Raw genomic sequence first — 16,565 nt, 5'->3', positions numbered from 1 at the left:
ACCCTCAAAAAAGCATTAACCGCTATGTTAAAAGAGGGATTAACCTCTATTGCCTTTCACATTCTTCCTGATAAGTTCGAGGAACTGTTCCGTATTCACCAATACTACATTTTCGTTTAATAAGTTTTTAAATGCAAGCATATCTTCCACCGTATAACTGGACGGAGCATTGACGTGTACCACGATTGCCGAATAGGCATCTATACTGTTAATGTCACGCGGAGCCGAGTTCAAAGCCGCAGCGATGGTTTCGGGAGTATGAGGTTCCGTAAACTTATCATCATTCTTCATGAAATAGCGGAACGAAACGACCGGAACATCTCCTGCAAAGAAATAAGCGCCCTGCCATTTGGCATATCCCAGATAGTTCATATACAAAAATCCTTTCATATCGGGCAAGTTGCCGGTGTGCCGCTTCATAAATGTTTCATACGAACCGACAGACGAACCGGTGAATAGTTCCGCATCGTCCATCAGTACCATATACTGCATTCCACAATCTTTCAACATTCCATTCGTCATGCGGAAATAGTCGGCTACAAACTCATGATGAGACGGGAATGTATAACCCGCACCGGACAATGCTCCGACATAACAATTGGTTGCCGGCAGATTTTTCTGATACCAGTTGTGCACCGGAACCATATTGGTGCGCAGAGTCGGGGGATACATCCAGGTAAGCGGAATCTCATGTGCACACGGATGCGAGATATAGGTATTCCGGGAAAACAAATCGAGCATATAGGACGTATTGTCCCCGTCACTGAATACAATCGTGGCATAATGCACGCCTGTTCGTGCCGGGACTTCCACAGGCGAAGCCGGTCGGTCATACGGTTTCAACTGTTTGGATGACAGGATGGAAAGGCTCATGGTGTTGATACCCGGCACGGTATATACTCCATTATGTTCGCATCCGAACCGCACATCCATGCGTTCAAGATTATAGGGTACTCCCCAACCATAATGAGGCGAATTGGGTTTCAACATATAATAAAGCTTTTGCAACACAGTACCGTCACTTTTGGCATTGCTACACCAGGGATATCGGTTCGCTATGGCAAAATCGACCATTGTCCACGGGAAAGAAGCATTGTTCACAATCGCATTCAAGTTGAATTGTGAAGAATGTTGTTTTATATAGTCAGCCAGCCAAGCCTCATCCTTATCCCTCACGTCGGCCAGTTTCTGCAGACTGTTATAAGGAGCTTTAGAGGCCAGATCCGTTGTCAGTATCACAGCATCAAGCACTCCTGCAAGGCTTGCAGCAATGTATGTTTTCTCCAATTTATCATCCACCAATACATACCCTTTCGCTCTGTTCAGGAACAAAGAAGTTATCTCCGACAGGCTTTTCTTCGTAAAGGTATAACCGGAGGCTTTCATTTCGTTCATCCATTTGGCGTATGCCTGACCGGAGTGAAGAAAGATTTCGGGGCTGCTGCGATTCACAAGTCCGGCAAGCGAAGCCAGATAGAGCAGTTCTTCATAATTGCTGTTCCCCACTTCGGCGCGCGTGATTTCAATCAAATCCCAGTTTTCAACCAAAGGAGGTTCTTCAGGTAATTCCGGTTCCGGCTTCTCTCCCTGCCCTTGTTCTTTTCCCTGTTCTGTTTCCTGTCCCTGCTCTCCCTGTTTTTCGCAAGAGCAGAAAACCGCCAATAGGGTAAGCCCCATGACATAGATAAAGTTTTTCATTCTCATAGTATTCAATTATAGTGTTCAATTAATATATGAGACGATCAGCCACCTGATTATTTCTGTTGACCGGACATTGAATAAGGAGCATCTTGAGGCATTATGCCACGCTTTTTGTTGGGCTTATCCCCCATCTTGAAGTTCAAGCTACCGCCTTTTATCAAATCATCATGTTTCAGGTAGTTACGGGTATAATCTTTCCCGTTCATCATCATTCGCTGTATATAGCGATTGTTCTTATTGTTGTTTTCTGCCTGTATAGTTATCTTGTTCCCGTTCTCCAATGTAATGACGGCTTTGCGTACCAAAGGAGTTCCGACCACATATTGTCCGCTTCCGGGACATACCGGATAAAAGCCCAGGGCAGAGAATACGTACCAGGCCGAAGTCTGTCCGTTGTCCTCGTCTCCGCAATATCCGTCGGGAGTAGGTTTATACATCCGGTTCATCACTTCACGTAGCCAATACTGGGTTTTCCAGGGTTCCTGTGCATAGTTATACAGATAAATCATGTGCTGGATGGGCTGGTTGCCATGCGCATAGTTGCCCATATCCATAATCTGCATTTCACGAATTTCGTGTATCACGAAGCCATAATAGCTGTCGTCAAACACCGGTGGCAGGGAAAACACAGAGTCCAACATACCAGTAAAGGATTTCTTGCCATCCATCAAATGAATGAGTCCCTCCACGTCATGAAACACAGACCAGGAGTAATGCCAGCTGTTTCCTTCCGTAAACGCATCTCCCCACTTGAATGGATTGAATGGAGCCTGGAATGTTCCGTCTTCATTCTTCCCGCGCATCAACTTATGAGAAGCATCGTACAGGTTCTTGTAGTTCATGCTACGCTGGCGATATAACTCCTGTTCTGCTTGGGGACGGTCCAACAATTTAGCAATCTGCCAGATGCACCAGTCATTGTATGCATATTCCAGCGTGCGGGCTGCATTTTCTTTGATGCCTACGTTGTAAGGAACGTAGCCCAGTTTGTTATAATATTCATACCCCAGACGTCCTGTCGAAGTACTGGTAGGATGCTCACTATTGGCACTTTTCACCATTGCGTCGTACAATCCCGGCCATAAATTTTTCGGCGTCACACCCTTCAGTATGCCATCGGCTACCACGGAAGCCGAGTTGTTGCCTACCATGCAATCACGATGTCCCGGCGAAGCCCATTCCGGCAGGAATCCGCTTTCTTTGTACGTATTCAGCAATCCCTCCTGCATCTGTTGATTGACGGACGGATATACCAGATTCAGCAACGGGAACAAACAACGGAATGTATCCCAGAAGCCTGTATCGGTAAACATATATCCGGGCAATACTTTGCCGTTGTAAGGGCTATAGTGGACCGGATTTCCGGCTGAATCCATTTCGAAGAACATACGGGGGAAAAGTACGGAACGGTAAAGACATGAATAGAACACCTGTTTCTGATCTTCGTCGGCATCAATAGCGATGCGTCCCAATACATCATTCCATTTTTTCTCTCCATCGTCTTTCAGTTGTTCCAGACTTCTGCCGCCTAGTTCTTTCAGGTTCAACTCGGCTTGCTCGAAGCTGATGAAAGAGGAAGCCACCCGTGCTTGTACCTGTTCTCCCCGTTGGGTGGAAAAGCGAACAACAGCACCTACATGATTGCTTTCCAGCTCCTGTCCGGCAACGGTTTTTCCATTGTTCCACACGGAGAATGAAACGGGTTGCTTATCGAAGTAAATCACAAAATAGTTCTTGAAATTATCCGGTACGCCACCACTATTGCGGGTGGTATATCCTATAATCTTATTCTCTTCGGGAACGACACGTATATACGATCCCTTGTCGAACGCATCAATCACCACAGCAGCAGAGTCCGACTGTGGGAACGTGAAACGAAAGTGCACCGCCCGCTCCGTAGGAACCAACTCTGTTCTAATATCATAGTCGGCCAAGTATACTCCATAATAATAAGGCGTCACCGTCTCGGCTTTGTGAGAGAACCAGCTTGCCCGCTCTTCTTCGTTTATTTTATTCCCAATGACAGGCATGAGTGAGAACTGCCCGTAATCGTTAATCCACGGACTGGGTTGATGGGTCTGTTTGAAGCCTCGAATCTGGTACTGGTCATATTTATACTGCCAGCCATCTCCCATCTTTCCGGTCTGTGGTACCCAGAAATTCATGCCCCATGGCATGGCCACTGCCGGATATGTGTTGCCGGCAGAGAGTTTAAAATCGGACAGGGTTCCCATCAACGGATTCACATAATCGACCGGTGCTTTTTCGGCCCAAACCACACTTACCTGCAAAAGACAGGCAACAATCCACATATTCTTTAATTTACGCATCTGTATAGGATGTTTTCAACTGATGAATCACTTCTTTGTACTGTCACGTCCCAATATCGCCTCCCACATCATCGGTACAAGAATTTCTTGAGCCGCTTTGCGGGTAGGCAAAATACCGTCACGCTGATATGGCTTTAATGCTTCTTCTCCTCCGGCATCGTAGATCTTGTTAAACTCTACCGAGTAATCGACCAGAATGATACCTTTCTTCTTGGCAGCTTCGCGACATGAAGCATTGAATGCAGCCAGTTCGGGACGAGTCTCCGCCGATTGTCCCAACGGACGTTCGGAAAGAATATACAATACGATGGTGGCATCGGGATTCTGCGCCCGCAGATTGTCAACCATATATTCCGCACACTTTCCCGAATACCAGGGAGCATTATTGAAACGGGTCACGGCATCATTCTCCGAAAAGCCGAATATCAGCAAATCGGGTTTGCGGCTCAATACGGAGTCCTTGAAGTTTTCCGTTGCCCAGAAAGAGCCGATTCCCGACTTCGAGCAGTTGTAGAACGTTATCTTTTCGGGGAATCTACGTTCGAGTCTGGTACGAAGCTGGTCCACCCAAACCCGGTTGGAGGTATTGATGGCTGCACTGGCACCGTAGAACACAACAGTCTGTTTTTCACCTTTCTTGAGTTTCTTCAGGAAAGAGGTTTGAGCACTGGCTGTGGAGACTGTGAAAATTGATACTAATATCAAAAGAAATATACGGTTCATACTTATTCTTATTTTTTCCATGGTTTATTATTCACATTCATATTCACATGACGATACCACTCGAACAGACCTTTCTCGTCCAAGCGGTTCTGCAAGCGGCGCACATCGAGATTACGCACACTCGTCTTCTGTAAAGCTGCCATCGCTGCTGCCGTACCGGCTGCTTCGCCAATGGTTGCACATATCGGTTGCACCCGGTAAGAACTCATTGCCAGACGGGTTCCGCTGATGATACGCCCGGCTGTCAGCAATCCTTCGGTATTGACGGGAATCAAGCTGCGGTACGGGATGCCGTAAGGTCCTACGCTGTTCTTTATTTTGGGGTCTACATTCATTCCCCACGGGTCTAACGAGTACCAGGCATCAGCAATCTTATCATCGTGCATCACTCCTTTCAGTACATCATCTACTGTCAACACATATTCTCCCTTGATACGACGGCATTCTCTGATTCCTATTTTCGGGGCTACATGGGTGACGTATCCGGCCCGGTTGAGGGCTTCGAATTGCGGTTCCAGCTTTTTCATGGCACGACGATGCGCGTCGGCTACCAATACCGGGTCGGTAGTGTCAGTACACTCTACCGTTGCTCCCCAATGGAGGTATATGCCGGAGTCTATCTTCCGGAATTCCTCTTCCGTCTGCTGGGTTACCCACTTTTCTTGGTCGTGGTCGAGTACACCGGTCTTGAATATGTGGCGGGGAAATTCCGCATCACTGCGGGTGCGTTGGCTGATGTACATCATGGTACATGGCTGCACTCTACCGTCGCTCTTTTCAAGTCCGATACTTTCGTTGAAGTCCTTGCGGGCGTCACTGCCGTAGAAGTATTCACAACCAGCTTTGGCTGCCAGAAGTCCGGTACCGGTGGCGTCGATGGTAACCGGTGCGGAGACTTTCTGTAACATCCCTTGACGCATCACGCAGACGCCGGTCACTCTGTTTCTGTTGCCTTTTGTCTCGACCACTGCATCCACAACCGGCGAACCACACATCAACGTGATGTTCTTTTCCGCTTTCATAATGCCGTAAACGACTTGCGCAAATGACGACGGCAACCACCAATGCTGCTTATTATCCCATGCCCATTGTCCGAACGTGCTGCTGGGGGTAATGCTTAGTGAATGTTTCTGGTTCAGTTCGCGCACCATATCGATAAATACACCGACACGGGGTGCACCGCACATATATGTGACATACATATCCACCGGAGCTCCTCCGGGCATCATATCTTCTTCCAGTAAAATCACCTTGGCTCCCTCTCTGGCAGCGGCAACGGCAGCAGGTATACCTGCCGGTCCGGCACCCACTACGATTACATCGCAATGCAATTCGGGCAATTTAAACAGGGATTTATCTTGGGGATTCATCGCTTCATTCGCGGCAAACATGGAGACTCCGGGCAAAGCTGCACCAGCAGCGCCTATTCCCATGTTCTTCAAAAACTGTCTTCTATTCATTGTCATAGTCGTACGCTTATTTCTTTTTTAAACCATCGAAAAGCCCCATTGAGGCAAGTCGGTCTTGTAGTTGTTTGATATCTATGGAACGAAGTCCGGTTTGATTCAAGGCGGACATAGCTGCTGCCGTACCTGCTGCCATTCCGATGTTGGAACAGATAGGCTGCACTCTAAGAGAACTGTGAGCAATGCGTGTCGCACTGATAATACGTCCGGCAGTGAGCAACCCCTCGGTCTTGGTTGGCAGAATACTGCGATAGGGGATGCCATAAGGGCCGATATGTTTCATCTCTTCGGGAATTTTCATTCCCCATACATCGAACGAATAGTGTGCGTGGGCTATCACGTCATCATGCATCGTTCCGGCAATGAGATCGTTGGCTGTAAGCACGTACTCGCCTTTGATGCGGCGCACTTCGCGCACGCCCAGCTTTGGAGCCAGATGTACTGCGTATCCGGCTTCGTGCCAGATTTCGAGGTTTTCCTGCAGGCGTTCCAATGCTTCCTGCTGGGCTTGTGCCAGCAACAGAGGATCACGGGTATCCTTGCAATATACAGTCCGTCCCCAGTGCAGATAGATGCCGGCGTCTCTCCGGATCATATCCTCCTTATCGTCGGCTTTCACCCAACGATTCAGGTTATCTTCCACAGCACTGCTGCCTTTCAGTTTATCAATAGGTAGTATGGCATTGCGCTTGATTCTTTCACTAATCAGCATCCAGGTACAAGGCTGCACCTTACCATCGGCCACTTCGATGCCTACGGGCTCATTGTAATCGCTCTTGGCTTCGCTGCCAAACATATATTCGCATCCTGCCATATCGGCAATCAGTCCGTTGCCGGTGGCATCTATGGTAACTGCCGCATCAATATCCTGATAATCGCCATTACGCATGATGCGCACTCCGGTCACCTGGTTTCTGTTACCGGAGGTCTTGAGCTTTACTCCTACAACGGGTGCTGCGCACATCAGCGTGATGTTTTCTTCTTTTTCGAGAAGCTGATAAATCACTTCCGCATAAGAACCGGGCATCCACCAGTGATTCTTTCCGTCACTGCCTGTTTTTCCAAACGTCTCACAAGTACGCCCGCCAATGGTGTGTTTTGCATTCAATACCTGAATCATCTCCTGAAACACTCCCACCCTGGGACCACCGCATATAAAGGGAACATACATATCGACCGGGGCTCCTCCAGGCATATTATCCTCTTCCAGCAATATTACTTTAGCTCCCTGACGGGCTGCCGCAATGGCGGCAGGTACTCCACCGGGACCGGCTCCGACTACCACCACATCACATTTCAATGTTGGATACTTTGGCTTGGCCTTCTCTACCTTCTCATTGCCCATAGCGGCTACAAATGACGAAGGCAGGACACTCAATGCTGCAATAGCAGACACTTTAGTAATGAAATCTCGTCTGTTAATTTCCATATATGTGTATACTTTAATGTTTTTCAATTAGAATTTATGGCAGAATCTCTATTGATGTGTTTGATTCTTAACCGCCAAAGCAACTCATCTACCGGCACTACCTGTACCTTTTTGTCCAGCAACTGCTTACACCAGTACACGGGAGTCACTCCTCTCGGCGAACGGCTGTTCTGCGGCGCACTGACAATACTGTCTTTCGACTCTTTCTCAAAGCGCGACCAGGCATGAACAATGGTCCACGCTATCTCGCCCTCGGGAATTTTATTCGTCGCATCTTCATTAATTACTGCTGCAATCTGCGAGGGAGTACCGGACTTTTCTTTTTCCTGGTTAGCCCATATCTGTCCGCGTGCGGAAATCACCGGAATATCGTTCCCTTTCCGGTCTTTCACCCAAAACACTTTACCGTATCCGCCATTATAGGGAGAATACTGCACGGCAAGCATTCCGGCTATTCCCTCCAATTCTTCGGCAAAGACACGATATGCATCCAGGGCTTCTTTCGAATCTATCTTATGGCAAATGAAACCAAATGCTTTGATACCCATCTTTTGCATGTGTACATTCACGATACGGGCAAAACTCCGCAACAGTCCCTCTCTGTCGGCGCGCTTTGAAGCAAAAAGGTCGGGGTAATAGTATCCGCCACCATATTCGGCAAGCGATACGTTTCGTGGCTGACTGTTCATCAGTACATTAAGCACATCGGGAGCAGCCATTGACAGGTTGACCATACACGTGGTGAATGACATGGGAATCTTGCCATTATGTTCGTTGCTCCAAAAATCAGGATTATTGATAAAACTACCCAATGTCCACTGCATATTATCTCCGTCGCTCATCACAAAGGAATGATAAATTGCATCAGACTCCCAATTTATCCGGGCCGGATTAACAGTTTTAATCTTTTTTATTTTTTCATTGCCGGTGATGGAGAGCATGGGCAGATTCATGCACCAATCGGAAGCTGTATTAATTAATCCCCAGTAGGAACAGGGGGCGATGTGCTGAAATTCCGGCCCGCTATTCCAGCCTATCACCGGTGACAAGGGGCGTACCCACTCCAGTATAGTATCCAGCAATTCGTCCACGCCGTAATAAACCATTCCCTTATGGGCAATGGCATAATCACGATTGTTGGCTATCGACGGATTGGTCAGGACAATGAAGTTATTGTTCATCCGGGATTTGTGTTCATCAAACCAGGACCGGGTCAAATTCTCCTTGCTGGCGTCATACAATTTCTTCAAGCCGGACGCTTTTGCCTGTTCTTCCAGCGTTATATCTACCAGAATTCCTTTCAGGATGCCGGCCTGTGCGGTTGCCAGACTGATGGAGTTGTCTTTCCGATTATAATCATATAGGATGTAACCTTTTATATAGCCTTGCTTTTGAAAGCGTTTCACGACTTCCCAGGTATTCAGGGCACCCCGTTCCTTTACTTTGAGGCGTTTCAGCCAGGCTTTATAATACAACTGATAATCCGGTGTACGATTCTCAACCCAAAGTCCCTCGTTGCCGATACCCTCGTTTACAGCTTGGGCAGCAAGTCCGCATAAGGATTGGGCAACATTCATCTCACGGATATCACCGGGTCGGGACAGTGTACATTTCAAGATGTAACCGGGCCTTTTCTGAACAGGCCACCAGTTATCCGGTGAAGAGGAAGCCACTACCGGTGAGATGGTTCCTCCCAGCAGCATTCCTATTAAGAAGAGTGTTTTAATTAGATTTTTCTTTTTCATCGTGGCATTAGTTTATATAGACAAAGATATCCGGGAGCCTATAATATATGGGTTAATTTATAGGTTACCTCCCACTTTTATTTTATTAATCCTACCCGAAAAGGGCTTTTTTCGTGCAAATGTGTTCATCTGCCAACGAACGGTATCGAAGTTCCGTTCATAGATGAATTTGCAGGAAATGTTCCACTTCATCCATCAGTTTAGGAAACATATCTGTAATTCCGGGATGATTGAATGCATGGGAATAATAAGGATAAAGGTGAAGTTCGACTTCAAGGCCCTGTTTAGCAAGCCAGGAAGCAAAGTTAGTGCTTTGCACATATCCCACAAGAAAATCGCCTAACCCATGTCCGAGAAAAACAGCCGGGCTTGAAACCGGAATCATGGACGCGGGTGATATTTCACGTTTGAACTCGGCGGTGTTGGGTACGAAATAGGGTTTATCGTCACCACCAAACATATTGTAATCGTATACGCCGGCAAAACCGACTAACACTTTAGTCCCAGGATCGCGCAATGCGGATACGGCCGACAGGTGCGCGCCCGAACTGCCTCCCACATATCCGTAGCGGGTAGTATCTATCCGACACTCGGCGGCACGCCGAAAGACATATTGCCGGGCGTAGTTGATATCATCAAAAGCGCGTGCGATGGTGGCACCCGGATGAGTGGACAACGAATGTCCCACCCGCACTCCTGCTATCCCAAGAGAAGCCAGATATTTAGAAATGACTTCCACCCGTTCGGGCGTGCCGGAAGTCCATCCGCCACCGAAGATATGAAAAAGTACCGGGAAGTCGGAACCTGAAGCAGGGAGGTCGATATACATTTCCAGATCGTATCCCTCGTGTGAACGGTAGACGAAATGTTTAGTCCGTACCTTTTGCTCGTCAATCTCGAACTTATGGTCGTAAATTGTCTTGCTCCAAGGCACAAAGGCATCTGCGGGAAATTGACCGGAATACAGTTTGGTCAATTGTTTCCGGGGATAGACATCTATCTGGCCTCCTACCTGATAGAGGCGATTGCCATAGCGGTTGTAGCCAATGTGTTTCCCTACCGGTTTTTCCTGCGCCCGGAGCGGAGGCCATACAGCCAACGACAGGACACATGCCAAAAGCAGCATGAACGGACGGCAAAGGGAATGGCTGAAAGCAATGTCAGAAGAAATATGCATCATGTTCTAATTAGTATTATATAGGTTCATCAATTCGATGACACAAAAATAGGTTCAAAGCAAAAAAAAGGGGGTTAATTTTCGGATTAGTGCGCTTTTTATTTCATTAATCACTCCATAAAAAGGTAGATGTCAGGCAATCACCCAAGAGAATTAAACTGAATTATTAGGAATACATGAGGGAAATTTCTAACTTTGCATTGAAACGCATTTCTAAAACGTCGTTTGATTATGCAGAGAACATACCAGTTTTTTATATTCATTGCCATATTTGCTCTTTCTTTTCAACCGCTAAAAGGGGCAGGACTGCTCTTTTCAAGAGAGACTCCCCAGACTTATTTAGACTTATTCAGTGGGAATGATATTTCATTCACCAATTCTGTAACGATCTCTTTCGATTTATCCATCCATAGCCATGAGAGTTTCGGACAGATATGGGTGTATGAGGATAAGGCCGCACCATATAGTTTTGCTTATATCGGTCGCGATAAAAGCAGTTCATCGTTCGTCATCAACAGCCTTACGGATAAAAAGCAATTTCTCGAAATCCCCGTCTCGCCTCAAGCTATCGGTGCACGCAAATGGCTGCATGTAGAAACGCGGCTGGACTTTCAGCACCAGAAAGCGGAAGTGACTATCGACGGGCAGAAATATTCGCTCGATGGTATTACTATTCCGAATCCGTCTAAGGCGAATATTATCTTCGGTGCCAATATCAAGGCGATTCCGGAAGTGCCTGTCATGGTGATTAAAAATATCATGGTGCGGGATGAGGCTTCTCATTCTTTCTTGTTCCCACTCACGGAGTCGGATGGAAAGCTGGTGCATGAGGCAGGTAACAAGTTGCACGGAACAGTGGTCAATCCCACGTGGCAGATTAACAAACAGTTCTTCTGGCAGGAAATAGGTACGTTCACCAGTTCGGCGGCTGCCGGAATAGCGTTTGACGAACCGGACCGGCAGATATTAGTTGTAGGTGATAATAATATAAGTAAGTTCGACATCAACACGCTGAAACTGACCGAATACCTCAAAGAAACGGTGGGCACGCAAACGGGATATTCGGGCGAGGCTATTTATAACCCGGATAAGCAGGAGACTTATTTCTATAACTTAGCGGATATTGGCGGACAAACCGGTCCTTTCTTCTCCACTATTTCGGATAAGGATCTGCCCACCCGTATCGTTTCTCCTCAATTCTCCAATCCGTTGCACCATCATGCTTACTTTTTCGATCAGGCAAGTCAATCGCTCTATATTTTCGGCGGGTATGGCAACTATCAGTATTCAAACCTGACTTATCAGTATGACTTCGACCATGGAGCATGGAAAGAGATACAATTTACGGGCGATGTCATTTATCCCCGTATGCACACCGTAGCAGGTAAAGGTCCTGTAAAGGGAAGTTTTTTTGTATTCGGAGGAGTGGGCAACGAGACGGGCAAACAGGAGCTTGGCAAGGATTTCTTCTGTGACCTGTATTTGTTTGATACTTCCAAGCATATCGTCAAAAAGTTGTGGAGCAGAGCGTTTCCCGACAATTACTTTATTCCGACCCGCGGACTTGTGTTCGACAGTAAAAAGGGGTGTATCTATCTTTTGTGCATAGACCGGAAAACAACGAATGCCTCTTTGCACCGGTTTGACGTGAAGACAGGGGAACATGCCATTGTCTCCAACGAGATCGTTTTTCAAACGAACTGTATTCTGTCAACGGCATACCTGTTTAATAATCCGAAAGACAATGAATTATATGCCATCATCCGGTATAGCGAAGATAATAATCCAAAAGCGAAGATTAGTGTCTATAAGTTGAACGCTCCTCCTATTACTTATCAGGAGCTTAAAAAATGGAATGCAGATGATGATAATGGTCCAAGCCGGGCTTACCTTTATTGCATTATCGGAGGAATTGCCTTCTTTCTGATTCTTAGTGTGGGCTACTATTATATAAAAAGAAGAAATAAAAAAGAGGTAGTGACACAAAGCATTCCTGAAGATGAGGCATCTGCCGATAAGGTAAGTGCTAGCAATACTCCCCAATTACCAATAGATGCACCGGTCAGTACTCCAATAAAAATCAATGCCATCTATTTGTTTGGAGATTTCCAAGTGTTCGATGCCAAGGGTAATGAGATTGCTTACCGCTTTGGACCTAAAATTAAGCAAATGTTTGTTCTGGTACTGCTTCATTCGTACGACGGTCAGGAGGGTATTAGTACTAACAAGCTGTCCGCTCAACTCTGGCCGGAAAAAACGACAACCTCCGCCAAAAATATACGTAACGTCACAATTAATCATCTACGAAATATCCTAACTGACTTGGAAGGAGTGGAACTTGTTTTCTCAAACGACAAATGGAAGATAGTGTATGGAGATAATTTTTATTGTGATTATCTCAAAGCCTTGAGTATAGCAAAAACGCTGCAGCAGGTTGCTTCACCTCAAGAAAAAGAAGTGAAACAGCTTACCGGCTTGCTACAAAGAGGTACTTTATTGCCAGCTTTTGTACACTACGAGTGGTTTGGTTATATCAAGATAAATCATGATGAGCTTTTTATCCGTATCATAGAGAAACTGCTTCCTATCGTAGAAACGAATAATGAACCCAGAAAGGTGATTGTACTGGCTGATATACTTTTCTCATTCGACGGAATGAGCGAAACCGCACTGATGTTCAAAATAAAGGCACTTAAAAAACTTGGACAGAAAGTATATGCACAAAGCGTTTATGAGCGCTTCCAAAAAGAATTTCAGCAACTTTATGGGGAGAAATACAAGGAAAATCCGTTTGAAGAATAATATTAGTTCTATCATTCAGGCGACCGTAGGAGAAAAGAAGAATTACCTCTTCTGTATGTGTAAGACTAAAAAAGCATAAGAGAAGTATCCTAATTGCTATTTACATAGAAAAATAGTACTTTTGTATTCAATTCAAAAAGGAATTTATGACGAAAGCATTATTTTTTGATATAGACGGAACGCTGGTCAGTTTTGAGACTCACCGCATCCCGACTTCTACTATTGAGGCATTGGAAGCCGCCCACGCAAAAGGGCATAAAATATTCATCGCTACCGGACGCCCGAAAGCCATTATCAACAACCTTTCCGAACTACAAGACCGGAATCTCATAGATGGATACATTACCATGAACGGGGCTTATTGTTTTGTCGGAGAGCAAGTTATTTATAAAAGTGCCATCCCTCAAAAAGAAGTAAAAGCAATGGGTGCTTTCTGCGAGAAGAAGGGGGTACCTTGTATCTTTGTAGAGGAACATAATATATCTGTTTGCCAGCCTGACGAGATGGTGAAAAAGATTTTCTATGATTTCCTGCACGTGAATGTGATCCCGACTGTCTCTTTTGAAGAAGCGACAAGCAGGGAGATTATACAAATGACACCTTTTATCACAGAGGAAGAAGAAAAGGAAATCCGCCCGTCTATCCCGACTTGTGAGATAGGGCGCTGGTATCCGTCTTTTGCCGACGTGACCGCCAAAGGGGATACCAAGCAAAAGGGGATTGATGAAATCATCCGTTACTTTGATATTAAGTTGGAAGATACGATGTCATTCGGAGATGGTGGAAACGACATCAGTATGCTTCGCCATGCCGCTATCGGAGTAGCTATGGGACAGGCAAAGGATGACGTAAAGGCCGCCGCCGATTACGTGACGGCTCCCATTGACGAGGATGGAATCAGCAAAGCGATGAAACATTTCGGAATCATTGAATAAAAAGGATTTACTATACTTACAAGAATGAGCGTAGACACTAACAACGCTGAGTTTCAGGATGCCCTGAACTTGATTCAATATACACGCCAGTCGGTCTTTCTAACCGGAAAGGCAGGGACAGGGAAATCTACATTCCTGCGTTACGTCTGCGAGAATACGAAAAAGAAACATGTCGTACTTGCTCCGACGGGTATTGCCGCCATCAATGCCGGGGGAAGCACGATGCATAGTTTCTTCAAACTTCCTTTCTATCCGCTATTGCCTGACGACCCAAACCTCAGCCTGCAACGGGGACGCATCCACGAGTTTTTCAAATATACCAAACCGCACCGGAAGTTACTGGAACAGATAGAACTGGTGATTATTGATGAGATTTCAATGGTGCGGGCGGATATTATTGATGCCATCGACCGTATCCTGCGCGTATATTCCCATAACTTACGTGAGCCTTTCGGTGGAAAACAGTTGTTATTGGTAGGCGATGTCTTCCAGTTGGAACCTGTCGTAAAGAACGATGAGCGGGAAATATTGAACCGGTTCTACCCTACTCCCTACTTTTTCTCTGCACGGGTATTCGGTCAGATAGATTTGGTGTCTATCGAGCTTCAAAAAGTTTATCGGCAGACCGACCCTGTTTTTGTCGGTGTACTCGACCATATCCGTACCAATACCGCCGGAGCTGCGGACTTGCAACTGCTGAATACCCGCTACGGAAGTCATATTGAAGAAGCGGAAGCGGATATGTATATCACGCTTGCTACCCGAAGGGATACGGTAGACACAATCAACGAAAAGAAACTGGCTGAACTTCCGGGAGAGCCGATTACTTTTGAAGGAGTTATCGAAGGGGATTTTCCTGAAAGCAGTTTGCCTACCTCACAAGAGCTTGTACTAAAGCCCGGCGCACAGATTATCTTTATCAAGAATGATTTCGACCGCCGTTGGGTAAATGGTACGATTGGCGTTATTGCCGGCATTGATGAGGAAGAGGAAACGATATACGTTATCACTGACGACGGAAAAGAATGTGACGTGAAACGGGATTCATGGCGCAATATCCGCTATCACTACAACGAAAAGACGAAAGAGATTGAGGAAGAAGTACTGGGTAGTTTCACGCAATATCCTATCCGGTTGGCATGGGCTATTACTGTTCACAAGAGCCAGGGACTGACTTTCAGCCGGGTAGTCATTGACTTCACAGGCGGAGTATTCGCCGGTGGACAAGCATATGTCGCACTCAGCCGTTGTACATCACTGGATGGTATCCAACTCAAAAAGCCGATTAACAGGGCAGATGTTTTCGTCCGTCCCGAGATTGTGAACTTTGCGGGACGTTTCAATAACCGACAAGCCATTGACAAGGCATTGAAACAGGCACAGGCAGATGTACAATATGCCGCAGCCGCACGTGCTTTCGACAAAGGAGATATGGAAGAGTGTCTGGAACAATTTTTCCGTGCCATTCATTCCCGCTATGATATAGAAAAACCTGTCCCCCGCCGCTTCATCCGCCGGAAACTCGGTGTCATCAACACCTTGAAAGAACAGAATAAAAAGCTCAAGGAACAGATGAAGGAACAGCAGGAACGTCTGCGCCAATACGCACATGAGTATCTGTTAATGGGCAATGAGTGTATCACTCAGGCACATGACGCACGTGCCGCCCTTGCCAACTATGACAAGGCGCTCAGTCTCGACCCGAACTACGTGGATGCCTGGATACGAAAAGGTATCACGCTCTTTAACAACAAAGAGTATTTTGATGCGGAGAACTGCTTCAATACGGCTGTAAATCTTCACCCGGCAAACTTCAAAGCTGTTTATAACCGGGGAAAACTTCGACTAAAAACAGAAGATACGGAAGGAGCCATTGCCGACCTGGATAAAGCGACAAGCTTGAAACCGGAGCATGCCGGTGCACATGAACTATTCGGTGACGCTTTGCTGAAAGCAGGAAAGGAAGCGGAAGCTGCGTTACAATGGAGAATCGCAGAGGAACTGAAGAAAAAGAGAAAGTAATAAATCTATATAAAAGAAAAAGACGGAAACCGACCGTTTTCGTCCTCACCGACCAACACATCGTTCTTCACCGAGGAAAGCCCCGTTCCCCACCGAGGAAAAGGTTGTTGCTCACCGAGGAACGAATCCCCCACTTACAACGCCTTGGAGAGCCATTGTCTACTTTGGAGAGCTACACGCAAATATATTTACAGATTAAGTTATCATCCCCTACTCTCTATCCTCAACCGTCCCT

Annotated in this window: 10 protein-coding genes; 3 read left to right on the top strand and 7 right to left on the bottom strand. The window is 46.4% G+C overall.

Translation table 11 applies throughout. The features are described from left to right. Positions 1–39: 39 nt before the first annotated feature. The 7 genes from BQ7997_RS19205 to BQ7997_RS19175 form a co-directional block, all read right to left on the bottom strand. Positions 40–1,698 (bottom strand): GxGYxYP domain-containing protein, encoded by a 1,659-nt coding sequence (locus BQ7997_RS19205; RefSeq protein WP_073347679.1) that lies wholly within the window; start codon positions 1,696–1,698, stop codon positions 40–42. A gap of 56 nt (positions 1,699–1,754) precedes the next feature. Continuing rightward, complete coding sequence (locus tag BQ7997_RS19200; protein ID WP_073347678.1) at positions 1,755–4,031, bottom strand: GH92 family glycosyl hydrolase; 2,277 nt, start codon at positions 4,029–4,031, stop codon at positions 1,755–1,757. Positions 4,032–4,058: 27 nt separating this feature from the next. Next, positions 4,059–4,754, bottom strand: coding sequence for an SGNH/GDSL hydrolase family protein (locus BQ7997_RS19195; protein ID WP_044653448.1), 696 nt, complete (start codon positions 4,752–4,754; stop codon positions 4,059–4,061). An 8-nt stretch (positions 4,755–4,762) separates the two neighbouring features. Then, positions 4,763–6,220, bottom strand: a complete 1,458-nt coding sequence (locus BQ7997_RS19190) for an FAD-dependent oxidoreductase (RefSeq protein WP_044653449.1) — start codon at positions 6,218–6,220, stop codon at positions 4,763–4,765. A 10-nt stretch (positions 6,221–6,230) separates the two neighbouring features. Next, positions 6,231–7,649 carry an FAD-dependent oxidoreductase gene (locus BQ7997_RS19185; protein ID WP_022139118.1) on the bottom strand — a complete coding sequence of 473 codons (1,419 nt, stop codon included), beginning with the start codon at positions 7,647–7,649 and terminating at the stop codon, positions 6,231–6,233. Between the two features lie 23 nt (positions 7,650–7,672). Beyond that, complete coding sequence (locus BQ7997_RS19180; RefSeq protein ID WP_073347677.1) at positions 7,673–9,394, bottom strand: GxGYxYP domain-containing protein; 1,722 nt, start codon at positions 9,392–9,394, stop codon at positions 7,673–7,675. 157 nt (positions 9,395–9,551) lie between these two features. Then, positions 9,552–10,574 (bottom strand): alpha/beta hydrolase, encoded by a 1,023-nt coding sequence (locus BQ7997_RS19175; protein WP_073347676.1) that lies wholly within the window; start codon positions 10,572–10,574, stop codon positions 9,552–9,554. Positions 10,575–10,802: 228 nt separating this feature from the next. Here BQ7997_RS19175 and BQ7997_RS19170 point away from each other — a divergent pair, with 228 nt between their 5' ends. From BQ7997_RS19170 to BQ7997_RS19160, 3 genes are all read left to right on the top strand, one after another. Continuing rightward, the gene (locus tag BQ7997_RS19170) at positions 10,803–13,373 is read left to right on the top strand and encodes a Kelch repeat-containing protein (RefSeq protein WP_073347675.1); all 2,571 of its coding nucleotides are present in this window, start codon (positions 10,803–10,805) and stop codon (positions 13,371–13,373) included. A 146-nt stretch (positions 13,374–13,519) separates the two neighbouring features. Then, positions 13,520–14,308, top strand: a complete 789-nt coding sequence (locus BQ7997_RS19165) for a Cof-type HAD-IIB family hydrolase (protein ID WP_022139122.1) — start codon at positions 13,520–13,522, stop codon at positions 14,306–14,308. 24 nt (positions 14,309–14,332) lie between these two features. After that, on the top strand, positions 14,333–16,330 hold the full coding sequence (locus BQ7997_RS19160; protein ID WP_073347674.1) for a tetratricopeptide repeat protein: 1,998 nt from the start codon (positions 14,333–14,335) through the stop codon (positions 16,328–16,330). Positions 16,331–16,565 lie beyond the last annotated feature (235 nt).

Source organism: Bacteroides congonensis, from assembly GCF_900130125.1.
Taxonomy (GTDB): domain Bacteria; phylum Bacteroidota; class Bacteroidia; order Bacteroidales; family Bacteroidaceae; genus Bacteroides; species Bacteroides congonensis.
This window is presented reverse-complemented; position numbering and strand designations above follow the sequence as displayed.